This is a genomic window from uncultured Holdemanella sp. (assembly GCF_958348295.1).
Classification (GTDB): Bacteria; Bacillota_I; Bacilli_A; order Erysipelotrichales; family Erysipelotrichaceae; genus Holdemanella.
The window spans coordinates 43,680-58,906 of record NZ_CATVYQ010000001.1; the positions used below are offsets into that span (position 1 = coordinate 43,680).

Annotated in this window: 12 protein-coding genes; 4 read left to right on the forward strand and 8 right to left on the reverse strand. The window is 35.0% G+C overall.

Annotated elements, in window-relative coordinates:
- Positions 1-14 precede the first annotated feature (14 nt).
- Positions 15-392 (forward strand): GGDEF domain-containing protein, encoded by a 378-nt coding sequence (locus tag Q3907_RS00230; protein ID WP_301896687.1) that lies wholly within the window; start codon positions 15-17, stop codon positions 390-392.
- Positions 393-429: 37 nt separating this feature from the next.
- Here Q3907_RS00230 and Q3907_RS00235 read toward each other — a convergent pair whose 3' ends face one another.
- The 8 genes from Q3907_RS00235 to Q3907_RS00270 form a co-directional block, all read right to left on the reverse strand.
- The gene (locus tag Q3907_RS00235) at positions 430-714 is read right to left on the reverse strand and encodes an HU family DNA-binding protein (RefSeq protein ID WP_295642744.1); all 285 of its coding nucleotides are present in this window, start codon (positions 712-714) and stop codon (positions 430-432) included.
- A gap of 27 nt (positions 715-741) precedes the next feature.
- Positions 742-1,284, reverse strand: coding sequence for an NUDIX hydrolase (locus Q3907_RS00240; RefSeq protein ID WP_301896646.1), 543 nt, complete (start codon positions 1,282-1,284; stop codon positions 742-744).
- A gap of 68 nt (positions 1,285-1,352) precedes the next feature.
- A complete protein-coding gene (locus Q3907_RS00245) occupies positions 1,353-1,988 on the reverse strand; it encodes an ECF transporter S component (protein ID WP_295560801.1) in 636 nt (211 codons plus the stop codon).
- A gap of 150 nt (positions 1,989-2,138) precedes the next feature.
- On the reverse strand, positions 2,139-3,116 hold the full coding sequence (locus Q3907_RS00250) for a S1C family serine protease (protein ID WP_295560799.1): 978 nt from the start codon (positions 3,114-3,116) through the stop codon (positions 2,139-2,141).
- A 61-nt stretch (positions 3,117-3,177) separates the two neighbouring features.
- The gene (locus Q3907_RS00255; protein WP_301896648.1) at positions 3,178-4,632 is read right to left on the reverse strand and encodes a glutamate synthase subunit beta; all 1,455 of its coding nucleotides are present in this window, start codon (positions 4,630-4,632) and stop codon (positions 3,178-3,180) included.
- A gap of 16 nt (positions 4,633-4,648) precedes the next feature.
- Positions 4,649-9,088, reverse strand: a complete 4,440-nt coding sequence (gene gltB, locus Q3907_RS00260) for a glutamate synthase large subunit (RefSeq protein WP_301896650.1) — start codon at positions 9,086-9,088, stop codon at positions 4,649-4,651.
- Positions 9,089-9,102: 14 nt separating this feature from the next.
- The gene (gene asnB, locus Q3907_RS00265) at positions 9,103-10,686 is read right to left on the reverse strand and encodes an asparagine synthase B (RefSeq protein ID WP_301896652.1); all 1,584 of its coding nucleotides are present in this window, start codon (positions 10,684-10,686) and stop codon (positions 9,103-9,105) included.
- 42 nt (positions 10,687-10,728) lie between these two features.
- On the reverse strand, positions 10,729-12,819 hold the full coding sequence (locus Q3907_RS00270; RefSeq protein WP_301896653.1) for a glutamine synthetase III: 2,091 nt from the start codon (positions 12,817-12,819) through the stop codon (positions 10,729-10,731).
- 199 nt (positions 12,820-13,018) lie between these two features.
- Between Q3907_RS00270 and Q3907_RS00275 the strand changes: the two genes are divergently transcribed.
- From Q3907_RS00275 to ybaK, 3 genes are read left to right on the forward strand one after another with little or no spacing between them, the layout of a single operon-like run.
- A complete protein-coding gene (locus Q3907_RS00275) occupies positions 13,019-14,188 on the forward strand; it encodes a glutamine synthetase family protein (protein ID WP_301896655.1) in 1,170 nt (389 codons plus the stop codon).
- 6 nt (positions 14,189-14,194) lie between these two features.
- Entirely contained in the window at positions 14,195-14,743 is a 549-nt protein-coding gene (locus tag Q3907_RS00280; RefSeq protein WP_295642722.1) for an ANTAR domain-containing protein, read from the forward strand.
- On the forward strand, positions 14,740-15,225 hold the full coding sequence (gene ybaK, locus Q3907_RS00285; RefSeq protein ID WP_301896657.1) for a Cys-tRNA(Pro) deacylase: 486 nt from the start codon (positions 14,740-14,742) through the stop codon (positions 15,223-15,225). Before Q3907_RS00280 ends, ybaK begins: the two co-directional genes overlap by 4 nt.
- Positions 15,226-15,227 lie beyond the last annotated feature (2 nt).

Consider the following 15,227-nt stretch of genomic DNA (forward strand, 5'->3'; position numbering starts at 1 on the left):
GGGTTTATATATCTATAGACTTAAATGGTTTAAAACAAGCCAATGATTCACTAGGACATAGTGCAGGGGATGAACTGATTTGTGCGGCTAGTAGCTGCATGAAGTTTGCGTTTGCCTCTTATGGAAAGATCTATCGTATTGGTGGAGATGAATTTGTCGTATTGATTCAAGAATCCGTATCGAATATAGATTCTATATTACAAGTGTTTGATACGACTATTCATGATTGGCATGGTAAGTATTCAAATTCTATATCTGTATCGTATGGTGTTGTTCAGTCTTCAGAACAAAATTTTGATTCGGTTCAAGAAATAAGTAAATTAGCCGATGAAAGAATGTATCAGAATAAAAAGGAGTATTATACAACGAGTGGTAATAATCGAAGAAGGTAATTAAAAAGCATCTTTAGGGATGCTTTTTGTCTTGATATTATTTATTAACCGCTTCTTTTAGAGCTTTGGCAACTTTGAACTTAACAGATTTGCTGGCTTCAATTTGAATCTTTTCTTTCGTTAATGGATTAAATCCTTCTCTAGCTTTTCTTTCTGTAATTTCAAATTTTCCAAATCCTGCAAGATCTACAGTTTTTCCTTCACTTAAACCTTCAAAGATTTGTGTTAATGCTAAGTCAACAACTTCCGTAATGTCTTTTTTAGTTAAATGAGAATCTTCGGCAATATTAGAAATAATGTCTTTTTTAGTTAATTTTTCCATTTTTTGTATGTCTCCTTTTCACCCTTACTATACGCCTTTTTTCACCATTAGCCAACCCATTAGATGAATTGGTTGAACAAATTCGTTGTTTTTAATTAAATCATTGATTTCATCTTCTGTGTATTCTTTGACTTCTAAAAATTCAGTTGAATCTAGATGTTGATTTGATACTTTTTCACAATTATCGGCATAATATAAATACGCATAATTATCCGCTATTGTAGGATTGCTAGGAATCGTATATATATGTTTCCAGTCATTAGATACATAGCCTGTTTCTTCTTCAAGTTCACGTTTAGCTGCTAGTAATGCACTATCTTTTTCATCACCTTCAATGCCGCCTGCACAAAATTCAGTGGTTAAAGCTTTAAGTCCATGTCTAAATTGACGAACTGTTATATACTTATCATCTTTTGTTCTTGCGATAATCACAACAAAGTTTCTTCTTGAATAGTTATAGAAAGGGGAGAATTCCTTTCCATCTGGAAGAATAAAAGACTCTTTACGAAAGTCGATCCATTCATCTTGTACAATATGTTCTGTTTTATTTAATTTCCAATTTAAATCCATTTTTATCACCTAGGTAATTATAAACCAAATAAAAAAAATAGTGCAACCAAAGTTACACTATTCAATGACTATGCTTGTTGAGCAATTCCAACGTATCTTGAACTTAATGCAGTCGCTAAAGCCATGTTTGAAACAACGGCTACGATGACTTCAGGAATCATATTTGTTCCAATGACACCAGCCATAACACCGTTTAGTGCTGCTTGGCTAATACCTAAAGCTTGTGAATATTGAGGACCGAATAAGATAACGATCAATCCTAATACCATGATTGTGTGGCATACTGTCGCAACAGCGGCTGCAATACCTGCAGCGACTGGCGTATTCTTTGCGTATTTTTTTGCAAATTTAAATACATAACCAGCAATCACACCTAATAAAATACGTGGTACTAAAGCTATTACTAAACTAAAGAAGTTACCAGAAATACCACCAACTGTTACGAATGGAGAGAAGACAAAGCTTGTGATTCCAGGTGTCATTGTAGCACCAATAATAGATGTACATCCAAATACGAATCCTAAGAAAGCTCCTGCACCAGGTCCCATTGTGCTAGCCAAGATAATTACAGGCACGTGCATCAATGTAACACTTAATGCGTTAATACGTAAGTATCCAATTGGTGTTAGATACATGATGATTTCGATGGCTAAAAATAAAGCCAACACGCACATCTGGCGTACTGATAGTTTTGATTTGTTCATATTTCCTCCTACTTTCGTTTCTTTTTAAGAATACGATGTAACTAATCAAATTGATGTCTTCATACATAGATTATGGTCATGAGATCCATATCCACAAAAAAACATCTTAAATAGTTTACTATAAAAAAAAACAGGAATCAAGTCCCTGTTTTAGTTCCAAAAATCAAATGGAGAAGAGGATTCATCATCTTCATTGTTATAATAAGAAGATTGATTTGATGACTTACTTACATCTTTTCCTTGAAGCATAGTATTGATTGAATCTTTTACATCACTAATCGCAATCGCATAACCCATACCTTCAACATCTGTATCACTTAACTTCGCTGAATTGATACCAATTAATTCACCACTCATATTCAACAATGCTCCTCCAGAGTTTCCTGGATTGATGGCTGCATCGGTTTGAATATAAGATTGTGTTGTATCCGTATCTGAACTTGTTGATACACTGCGATTTGTAGCTGAGACAATACCTGTTGTTACAGATTGACCATAACCTAACGCATTACCAATGGCTACAACTTGTTCACCAACTTGTAACTTGTTGCTATCGCCGATTGTCGCAATCGCAATTTGTTTTAATGTATCTTTACTTAAGTCTTTTGTTTTGATGGAAATTACAGCTAAATCACGATCTTCATCTACACCTTTTACAGTAGCTTCAACATTTGTATTATCCGCTAATGTACAAGTCAAGGTCTTGGCATTTTCGATAACGTGATAGTTTGTCAAAATATCGATTTCACCATCTTGTTTATTAATGATGACACCACTACCTACGCTTGTACTTTCTTGTTGCGTGAATGGATTACTTCTAGAGTTTCTTCCATACATACTGAAATAGTTTTGTACGTCGGATACCGATACATTGGTAATAGATACAATGCTAGGCATACAATTTTGAGCCACTGTACTTACATTGGAAGTGGTTGAACTTGAAGTCTTCACAACATTTGTACTTTGTACTGTTGTATTTTGTTTATTATAGTTATCAACCACATAGTTGACTCCTTGAAAACTTCCGGCGGCAACCACTCCAAAAGTAGCAGCACTCAAAATGAGTTTAGATCCTTTCTTTAATAATTTATGATTTGAATTTGGAATTCTTGGCATTTCATTTTTCATGTCCATGTACCTCCTTGTTTACAATACAAGGATATAGCCACAAGCTTAAATGAAGTTTAAATTATTCCATATTCGTATAACCCATCAAATAGGCATCTACTTCTTTGGCACATTCTTTACCTTCATGAATGGCCCATACAACTAAAGATTGACCTCTATGACAATCTCCAGCCGCAAAATATTTGTCTTTGACTTGATAAGAATTTGGCTGTGTCACAATCGTATTTCTTGGTGTTGTTTCCAATTCAAATTTGGTTTTTAAATCATCTTCAATACCAATAAATCCTGCCGCAATCAACAATAAATCGCAATCTAAGATTTGCTCAGTACCTTTTACTTCCTCAAGCTTTCCATCTTTAAATTGTACTTTTACAGTCTTGATTTGTTTTAGATTCTTTTTATCATCCAAAATACATTCTTTTACTGTTGTTTCATAGATACGAGGATCCTTTTTAAAGACGGCAATCGCTTCTTCTTGACCATAATCTGTTTTACAGGTTTTAGGCCATTCTGGCCAAGGATTACTTGAAAGCCTTTCATCCGGGGCTTTTGGCATCATTTCAATTTGAACAACACTTGCACAACCCTGACGAATACTTGTTCCTACACAATCGTTTCCAGTATCACCACCGCCGACAATCACAACATTTTTGTATTTGGCAGAAATTTCTTCTGTATCATACAATAAATGTTTTGTGGCTTTTGTAAGATAATCTACCGCAAAATAAATACCCGAACAATCACGATTTTTTACGTTCAAATCACGTGCTTTTTTAGAACCTGCCGCAAAGATGATCGCATCATATTCTTGTTCTAATTCTTTTTTAGTAATATCTTTTCCAACGTTGACATTGGTTTTAAATTGAATACCTTCTGTCTTTAAGATATTTAATCGTCTTTGAATGATTTTCTTTTCCAATTTCATATTTGGAATACCATACATCAATAATCCACCGATATGATCTTCTTTTTCAAAGACTGTGACAGAATGTCCACGATGATTTAAATCATGGGCTAAGGCAAGGCCTGCAGGACCAGAACCGATAATCGCAATCTTTTTATCAGAACGAATGGTAGGAACATATGGAACCATCCAATTGTTTTTGTAGGCTGTTTCAATGGTATACAATTCATTCTCTTTGATTGTGACAGGCTCTTGGTCTACGCCATTTAGACATGCATTTTCGCAAAGAGCAGGGCATACACGACCTGTAAATTCAGGGAATGGATTGGTTTTTAATAATCTTGATAAAGCACGTTTATCATTGCCATTATAGATTTCATCATTCCATTCTGGAATCAAGTTGTGTAATGGGCAGCCTGTCACCATGTTTTTTAATTTGATGGCAGACTGACAAAAGGGAACGCCACAATTCATGCAGCGTGCACCTTGTTTGCGTCTTGTTTCTTCATCTAAAAAGGGATGAAATTCATTAAAGTTTGTGATTCGAGAAAGCGGTTTTATAGCCTCGTTTTCTTGTCTTTCATATTCTAAAAATCCTGTTGGTTTTCCCATACTATTTCATCCTTTCTTATGCATGTACCTGTTCAAAAGCCATAAGACTTGCCTCATCTTTATGATAGCCTTTGGCCTGAAGTTCTTGAATCAATGTTGTGATCTTTTCATAATCCTTCGGAACGATCTTTTTAAAGTTGGATAATTCTTCATCAAGATTAGATAGGATGTTTTTGGCAACATCTGAATTTGTATATTGATAATGTTTAGTCAAAAGATCTATTAATACTTCTTTATCTACTTTAGATTTAACTTCATATGTATTGACCAATTGTTTATTTAAACGAGTATATAAATCATGATTTGGATCATAAATATAGGCTGTACCACCAGACATACCGGCAGCTAAGTTTTTACCAGTTTTACCTAAGATAACAACGGTTCCACCAGTCATATATTCAAGTCCATGATCTCCAACACCTTCTACTACGGCACTTGCACCTGAGTTACGTACCGCAAAACGCTCACCTGCCAAGCCACGAATATAAGCCTCACCACTAGTAGCTCCATATAAGGCAACATTACCAATAATGACATTTTCGTTCGCTTTAAAAGTTGCGTCTTTTTTAGGTTGAATAATCAATTTACCACCCGATAAACCTTTGCCAAAGTAGTCATTCGCATCGCCATGAACATCTAGAGTCATTCCTTTTTGTGCAAAGGAACCAAAGGATTGTCCAGCACCACCGTTACAATGAATCGTATATGTATCGTCTTTTAATGTGTTATTAAATTCTTTTGTGATGATACTTGATAAAATCGTTCCGACTGTACGATCTGTACTTGAAATTTCAATAGTTTCTGAATGAGCTTTCTTTGACTTGAAATAAGGCATAAATTTAGGAAGCAAATCCTTCATATCCACTGTTTTTTCTAATTCAAAGTTATATGTATCTTTAGGATCATAATGAATATTGTGTGGAGTCATCAAGATGTTTGAATAATCCATATTCGCATCTTCATCAACCTCAAGATTATCTGTATGACCGACCATTTCATCGATTGTATGATAGCCAAGGTCAGCCATAATTTCTCTTAATTCACGTGCAATAAACAACATGAAGTTCATGACATATTCGGGTTTTCCTTTAAAACGTTTTCTTAATTTCTGATTTTGTGTTGCCACACCAAAAGGACAAGTGTCTAGATTACATACACGCATCATCATACATCCCATAGTAACTAATGGGGCAGTCGCAAAACCAAATTCTTCTGCACCTAATAAACAGGCAATCGCAACATCTCTTCCGGTCATTAATTTTCCATCGGTTTCAATCAATACACGACTTCTTAAACCATTTTCAACTAAGTTTTGATGAGCTTGTGCTAAACCTAATTCCCAAGGAAGACCTGCATGGTGAATACTACTTTGTGAAGCAGCACCTGTACCTCCATCATAGCCCGAAATCAATACTACGGTAGCACCGGCTTTGGCAACACCTGAAGCAATTGTACCAACACCAGCTTCACTAACTAATTTGACACTGATTCGTGCTTGTGGGTTGGCATTTTTTAAGTCATAGATCAATTGTGCTAAATCTTCAATAGAATAAATATCATGGTGAGGTGGTGGGGAAATCAAAGATACACCTGGTGTAGAATATCTTGTTTTCGCAATCCAAGGATAGACTTTTTTGCCTGGTAAATGTCCACCTTCGCCTGGTTTAGCGCCTTGTGCCATTTTGATTTGGATTTCCTTAGCACTCACTAAATATTCTTCGGTTACACCAAAACGTCCACTTGCGACTTGTTTAATAGCTGAGTTTTTATCTGTACCTAAACGTTCTGGTTTTTCTCCACCTTCACCAGAATTGGATTTACCGCCCAAACGGTTCATCGCAATAGCCATACATGTATGGGCTTCTTCAGAAATAGAACCATAGCTCATAGCTCCTGTCTTAAAGCGTTTTACAATTTCATATTCACTTTCCACTTCCGATAATGGAATGCTTTCTTGTGTCTTTTTAAAGTGCAATTGACTTCTCAAATGATGCTTTTGACTGTTTGAATTTAATTCATTTGAATATTCTTTAAATAGGTCATAATCGTTGGTTTGTGTAGCTCTTTGAAGTTTCACAATTGTTTCAGGAGAATATAAATGATCTTCTTTTCCATCACCTTTTCTTAGCTTATGGAATCCAATGGAGTCTAGACTTGTATCTGTAGATAGTCCTAATGGATCATAGGCACGGTCGTGGTGGTAGATTAAATCTTTTTCAATATCTTCTAATGTGATGCCTTCCACTTCACTAATGGTATTTGTGAAATATGTGTCGATGACATCTTTTGAGATTCCGATGGCTTCAAAGATTTGGGCACCTTGATAAGATTGTAAAGTTGAAATACCCATTTTTGCAGCAATTTTGACAATACCTTTTAAAATGGCTTCATTATAATCATCAATCGCAATGTTGACTTCTTTATCTAACATATTTAATTGAATCATTTCTTCAATACATTCATGGGCCAAATATGGATAGATGGCGGTTGCACCATAACCTAAAAGTGTAGCGAATTGATGAACATCTCTAGGTTCACCACTTTCTACAATGATAGATACATCGGTTTTCTTTTTGGTCTTTACTAAGTGTTGTTCAAGAGCAGAAACGGCTAATAAACTAGGAATGGCCATATGACCTTCATCTACACCTTTATCACTTAAAATCAAGATGTTGGCACCGTTTCTATAGGCTTTATCGCATTCAATAAATAAATTGTCTAAAGCTTCTTTTAAAGAAGTACCTCGATAGAATAATAAAGAAATGGTTTCATTTTTAAATCCTGTCTGATTTAATTGGCGAATCTTATCCATATCTCTTGATGTTAAGATTGGATTATTAACCTCTAAGACTGTACAGTTGTCGGATTTGTCTTTTAATAAGTTTCCATCACTTCCAATATAGATTGTTGTATCTGTAACAATTTCTTCGCGTAAAGAATCAATTGGTGGGTTGGTTACTTGGGCGAAGAGTTGTTTAAAGTAATGGAATAAACTTAAATGATTTTGGGAATAAATTGCCAAAGGGATATCTGTACCCATCGCACTTGTTGGTTCAAGTTTGACGCGTGCCATTGGTAAAATGATATCTTTTACATCTTCATAAGTATATCCGAAGACTTTATAAAGAATATCTCTTTCATGTTGTGTATGGATATGTGTTTTTTTGTCTGGAGCAGGCAAGTCTTTAAGGTGTAAAAGGTAAGTGTCTAGCCATTCTCCATATGGATTTGACTTTGCGTATTCACTCTTTAAATCGTAGTCTTCAATCAATTCTTTTTTGACTGTATCTACAAGTAACATCTTGCCTGGTTCAAGTCTTGATTTTTTGATGATTTTCTTTTCATCAATGTCTAAAACGCCAACTTCACTTGATAAAATCAACATGTTGTCGCTTGTTAGATAATATCGGCTTGGTCTTAAACCATTACGATCAAGTACAGCTCCGACTTTTTGTCCATCACTAAACAAAATAGCGGCTGGACCATCCCATGGTTCCATCATAGTGGCATAGTAATGATAGAAATCTTTTTTCTTTTGATCCATTGTCTGGTGCTTCCATGGTTCTGGAATTAAGATCATAATGGCTTTTTCTAGTGGCATGCCATTCATGACTAAAAATTCTAATGCATTATCTAACATGGCAGAATCGGAACCTGAAGTGTTGATGATAGGTAAGATCTTACTTGAATTTTCATCCAAGAATTCTGAATGCATACTTTCTTCACGGGCTAACATCTTATTGACATTTGCACGAATGGTATTGATTTCACCATTGTGGGCAATATAGCGGTTTGGATGGGCTCTTTGCCAAGATGGTGTAGTGTTTGTCGAGAAACGTGAGTGTACGATCGCAATCGCAGATTTATAATTCTTGTCTTGTAGATCTAAATAGAATTTTCTTAATTGTGATACTAAAAACATTCCTTTATAGACAATGGTACGACTGCTTAAAGACGCAACATAAGTTTCTTTGCAGCTTTTTTCAAATTCACGACGAATCACATATAATCTTTTATCTAGATTTTTGTTTCCTTTTACGAAAGCCTGATAAATATTAGGCATGCAATCTTTAGCTTTTTGACCTAGGATAGATTCATTACAAGGAACTTTTCTCCATGCGATGAATTCGCATCCTTCTTGTTCAACAAATTTTTCAAACATTTTTTTGTGTTGATTTAATAAAAGTTTGTTTCTAGGTAAGAAAAACATACCCACTCCATAGTATTCTGGAAGTTTAATATTTTCTTTTTTTAATGTTTTTCTAAAAAAATCATCACTAATCTGAAGTAAGATACCAACTCCATCACCGACTTTACCACTTGCATCTTTTCCTGCACGGTGTTCTAGTTTTTCTACGATATGTAATGCTTTATCGACTACATCATAGCTTTGTTTACCATCGATTTGGACTACGGTACCAATACCGCAGGCATCGTGTTCAATTTCAAAATTCATAATATACAACCTTTCTATTTGCCGCTATCTCCATAGTTTGAAAGATAACGGGCACTCGGATCATTGACGTTGCATCCTTGCCAGTTTTTATTTGGCATCCAAAAGTCTTTGATCATGCTTGCCTGATTTGGATAGTAAGATTCAAAGATTTCACGATATAATAAGGATTCTTTTGTGAATGGAGTACAGTATTTATATTGTTTGATTTTTTCTTCAAATTCAGTATCTGTATAATAATTTTCAGCATATTCTTTAATATCATCACTCAATGAGTGTCCAACTGCATCAGAGAATGCCGCTTTTTCACGCATTAAGATATCGTATGGTAGAATATTGTCTTTTTCAAAGGCATGGCGAAGTAAATACTTTCCTTTATTGTATGTATTCATTTTCTTTTTTGGATCAATTGCCATAACGTATTTGACAAAATCTAAATCTCCAAAAGGAACGCGAGCTTCAATGGAGTTTGTGGAAATACAACGATCGGCTCTTAATACATCGTACATGTAAAGTTCATGTACGCGTTTTATACTTTCTTGTTGGAATTCTTTTGGGCTTGGGGCAAAATCTGTATATTTGTAGCCAAATAATTCATCACTGATTTCTCCAGTTAGTAATACGCGAATGTTACTTTGTTCATGAATGGCTTTACAGATGAGATACATACCAATGCTGGCGCGAATGGTTGTGATGTCAAAAGTTGCTAAAGTTTTGATGACGGGTTTAATAGCATTTAAGACATCATCTTTATTAATAATGATTTCATGGTGGTTGCTACCAATAAAGTCAGCGACTTCTTTGGCGTATTTTAAATCAATCGCATCTTCTTCCATACCAATCGCATAGGTTTCAATGGGTTTGTTTAATAGCTTTTGGCTTATGGCACAAACTAAGCTAGAGTCAAGTCCTCCACTTAAAAGGAATCCAAGTGGAGCATCGGCATCTAGTCTTTTCTTAACACCTTCAACGAGCTTGTCGTGGATATTTGTACAGATTGTATTTAGATCAGAGTCAATGACTTTATCTACTTTTGTGACATCTAAATAACAAGTGAATTTTCCATCGGCATAATAATATCCAGGTGGGAAGGGAATGATTTGTTCGACAAGTCCAACTATATTTTTTGCTTCAGAGGCAAAGACGATATTGTGGTTTTTATCATAACCATAGAATAATGGACGGATTCCAATTGGATCGCGGGCTGCAATAAAATCGTTTTTCTTTGCATCATAAATGATGCAGGCATATTCAGCATCTAGTTTTTTAAACATGTCTAAACCATATTTTTCATAAAGTGGTAAAAGAATTTCACAATCGCTTTGCGAAATGAATGTATATCCAGATTTTTCTAATTCTTCTTTAATAGTTCTAAAACCATAGATTTCACCGTTACATACGACATAATTTCCATCTCTTTCAAATGGTTGCATGCCTTCTGGACTGAGTCCCATAATGGATAGTCTTTGAAAACCTAAATAGCCACATCCTACTTGTTGGATTCTTTCATCATCAGGTCCTCTAGAATAGGTGTTTTCCAATGCTTTATGAATTGTGTTTTCGCTTATTTTTAATGATTTATATCCTATAATTGTACACATAAATAATATCTCCTTAGAACGGAAAAGCCGGCAATTGCCGGTTTATAGAATTCCGAATAATAATTTTCCATAGGTTGGGAATGGCCAAGCTTCATTTGATGTTACGACTTCTAATTCGTCACATGGTTTTCTTAAGGCCGCCATATCTTGGATAATGAAGTCTCTTACATAGAAGGCTGATTTTTCAAAATCATCGATTGAATGTAGTTTTTTAACATCTTTTTCTAATGTGATCAAAGCTTGATAAGCTTCGGTTAAATATTCACTGACCTTTTTAGCTGTTTCAAGTTCATATGTTAAGTCGATGCCAATGGCTTTTTTGTTTGCGATGGTATCTGTCAATTCTTTAGAGAACTTACTTGCGGCTGGTAAGATGTCTTTTTTGGCGATGTCTAACATAGTCAAAGCTTCAATGTTGATTTGTTTTACATATTCATCCATCAAGATTTCATATCTTGATTCCACTTCTTCTTTTGATAAAACTCTTTGTCTTTCAAATAAGGCGATGTTTTCTTCTGTCTTGAAGTAAGGAAGTGCATCTGGAGTGGTTTTTAAGTTTAATAAGCCTCTAGACTCAGCTTCTTCAATCCAAGAATCATCATATCCATTACCATTAAAAATAATACGTTTGTGGTTTTTGATTGTATCTTTGATCAATGCGTGTAATGTTGTTTCAAAATCATCACTTGATTCTAGAATATTCGCAAATTTTTCAAGTTCGTCGGCAATAACAGCATTTAATACGATGTTGCATCCGGCAATACTTGAGTTAGATCCTGGCATTCTGAATTCGAATTTGTTTCCTGTAAATGCGAATGGAGAAGTACGGTTACGGTCTGTTGAATCTTTAGGGAATTTTGGAAGAACGGTTGCACCAATCTTCATTAATTCTTTTTCTTTTCCATCATATGGTTTATCTTCTTCGATAGCCTTTAATACTGCTGTTAATTCATCACCTAAGAAAATAGAAATGATTGCTGGTGGAGCTTCGTTAGCACCTAGTCTATGGTCGTTTCCAGCAGTGGCTACACTTAATCGCAATAAGTCTTGGTGTTCATTTACAGCTTTAATGATAGCGGCAAGGAATACTAAGAATTGTGCATTTTCATGTGGTGTATCGCCTGGTTCTAATAAGTTTAATCCTGTGTCTGTAGATAATGACCAGTTATTGTGTTTACCACTTCCGTTGATTCCTTCAAATGGTTTTTCATGCAGTAGAGCAACCAATCCATGTTTCTTTGCGACTCTTTGAATCAATTCCATTGTCAATTGGTTGTGGTCAGTTGCGATATTTGTTGTTGTAAAGATCGGAGCCAATTCATGTTGAGCAGGAGCTACTTCGTTGTGTTCTGTTTTAGCTAAGATACCCAATTTCCATAATTCTTTATTTAAGTCGGTCATGAATTCTTGAACACGAGTCTTAATGGTTCCAAAATAATGATCTTCTAATTCTTGTCCTTTAGGACATGGAGCACCATATAGTGTACGTCCTGTATAGATCAAGTCTTTTCTTTGTTCATAATATTTTTGATCAATCAAGAAGTATTCTTGTTCAGGTCCTACTGTTGTTTTAATGGTTTGAACATCGTTATTGCCAAATAGTTTTACAATACGTAAAGCTTGTTTATTAATAGCTTGCATACTTCTAAGTAGTGGTGTCTTTTTGTCTAGGGCATGTCCTGAGTAAGAACAGAATGCGGTAGGAATACAAAGTACACCGTTTTTAATGAAGGCATAGCTTGTTGGATCCCATGCTGTATAGCCTCTAGCTTCAAATGTTGCTCTTAATCCTCCGTTAGGAAAACTTGAAGCGTCAGGTTCACCTTTGATTAATTCTTTACCACTAAATTCCATGATGACTTTGCCATCTTTATCTGGGTTGATAAAGCCATCGTGTTTTTCTGCAGTCACACCAGTCATTGGTTGGAACCAGTGTGTATAGTGTGTAGCCCCTTGTTCGATGGCCCATTCTTTCATAGCGTGGGCTACGGCATTGGCAATTTTGATATTTAATTGCTTACCATCACGAATGGTTTTTTCTAATTCGCGATATGTATCTTTTGCGAGTTTTTCTCGCATGATAGATTCATCAAAAACTTTACTTCCAAAAATTTCTTCTACGATTGATTTCATAAATGGCTCTCCTTTACATAAAAAAAGGGCAAGGACACTAAAAACACTAGGTTTTACCTATGGTTTCTTTGGCGTCCTTGCCATGTATGCAACTTATTATATTCGAATATTTGAAGTTGTCAACAGGAAATTGTAAAGAAATGTAAAAAGCATTGAAAACAAAATGAAAATAGTGTATTAATTAATCGAGGTGAAAATTATGACTTATGAAGATGTATTGAATTTTTGTGAGGAACAAGACGTACGATTTATTCGTCTTTCTTATTTTGATATTTATGGAATGCAGAAAAATGTTTCGGTTTTACCAACGGAATTGAAAAGGGCTTTTGTGGAAGGGATTAGCTTTGATGCGAGTGCCGTTGATGGGTTTTTAGATGAGGTACATAGTGATTTGTTTTTATATCCAGATCCAAATACGATGACAATTCTTCCATGGCGTAGCATGGATGGTAGTGTGATTCGTATGTATTGTGATATCAAGTATCCGGATGGAACTTTTTTTGAAAGGGATGCTAGATATATTTTAAAAAAGGCTGTAAAAAAAGCTAAGGAACAGGGAATCACAATCAATTTTGGGTCTGAATTTGAGTTCTATTTATTTAAACAGGATGAAAATGGAAATAATACATATATTCCATTAGATCAAGGTGGGTATATGGATATTGCTCCTTTGGATAAGGGAGAAAATATTCGTCGTGAGATTTGTTTGACATTATCTGAGATGGGTATTGATCCTGAGGTTTCTCATCATGAGATGGGGCCTGGTCAAAATGAAATTGATTTTCGTTATTCACAAGCTTTACAGGCAGCCGATAATGCGGCTACTTTTAAGTGGGTCGTAGAAGCATTAGCGAATATTCAAGGTTTGGTTGCGGACTTTTCACCAAAACCCATTGAAGATGCCCCTGGTAATGGAATGCATATTAATATGAGTATTCAGGATCATGAAGAATTGATGATGCCTTTTATGGCGGGAATTTTAAATCGCATTGAAGATATGACTTTGTTTTTGAATCGTTCAAAACATTCTTATGAGCGTTTGGGAAAAGACAAAGCACCAAAATATGTTACGTGGTCGTATCAGAATCGAAATCAATTGATTCGTATTCCGGCAACGCATTCTACAAATCGTATGGAATTAAGAAGTCCGGATTGTAGTTGTAACATTTATCTTGCGTATGCATTATTGATTTATGCTGGTTTAGAGGGTATTGAAAATAAGATGGTACCAGATCCTTGTACGGATGTGGCAAGTAATGATGCTACAAAGCTTGCTCAAAGTTTAGATGAAGCAAAGTCAAAGGCGAAGAATTCGACTTGGCTAAAAGAAGTGTTAGGGAAAGATATTGTGGATATTTATGTTGGGTAAGTATGTATGGAGGCAAGTAAAGTATTAGTAATAGGAAATGAGAATTTCTTAGCTTTATTAAAAAATACGGCCAATTATCAATATGTGCTTTCAAAAACATATAATGATGCCTTAAGTAAGTTAAGGAATACTCAGTTTGATGTTGTGGTGATTTTGTATTCGCAAACAATTAGTGGTCTTTTGAATTTTGCGAAGAGTTTAAACACCTCTGTTCTATTAGTGTGTAAACTTGAAATCTATGATCAAGTTTTATATCAATGTAAAGATAGTGGTATAATAGTCTTGTCGTATCCCATTAAGAAACAAGTTTTGTATGAAGCTTTCCAAATGATGAAGAGTTTAAAATCGAAGATTGCGATGTATGAAAAGAAAATCAATAAGCTTGAACAGAAATATTTAGAGCTTAAGATGGTGGATCATTGTAAGTTGGTATTGATTTCAAATTATCATTGGAGTGAAGAAAAGGCGCATCACTATATTGAAAAGATAGCGATGGAGCAGCATAAAGCGAAGTTTCTTGTGGCGAAAGAATTATTAGAGGAGTTTTCAGAATGAAAAAGATTCAAAAGACCAATGCGATGCGTTTTTTAGATCAGCATAAAGTGGAATACAAAGCGCATACGTATGAACATAAGGAAAATGATCCGGTGGATGGTATTCATGTTGCGAATATGTTAAATCAGCCTGTTGAAAAGGTATATAAGACATTGGTTACACAAGCTAACACAAAAGAATACTTAGTCTATATGATTCCAGTTGAAAAGGAATTGGATCTAAAGAAGTGTGCCAAAGTAGCAGGGGTTAAATCTTGTGAAATGATTCATGTAAAGGATATTAATAAGATCACGGGATATATTCGTGGTGGTTGTTCTCCTTTAGGAATGAAAAAGCAATTTCGTACCTTTATGTATGAGGATGCATTAAATAAGAATAAAATCTATTTTAGTGCCGGTAAGATTGGCATGCAGATTGAGATGGATCCAAAAGATTTGGTGGATTTAATTCAAGTGCAAGCTGTAGATATCATAAAGGAGTAATA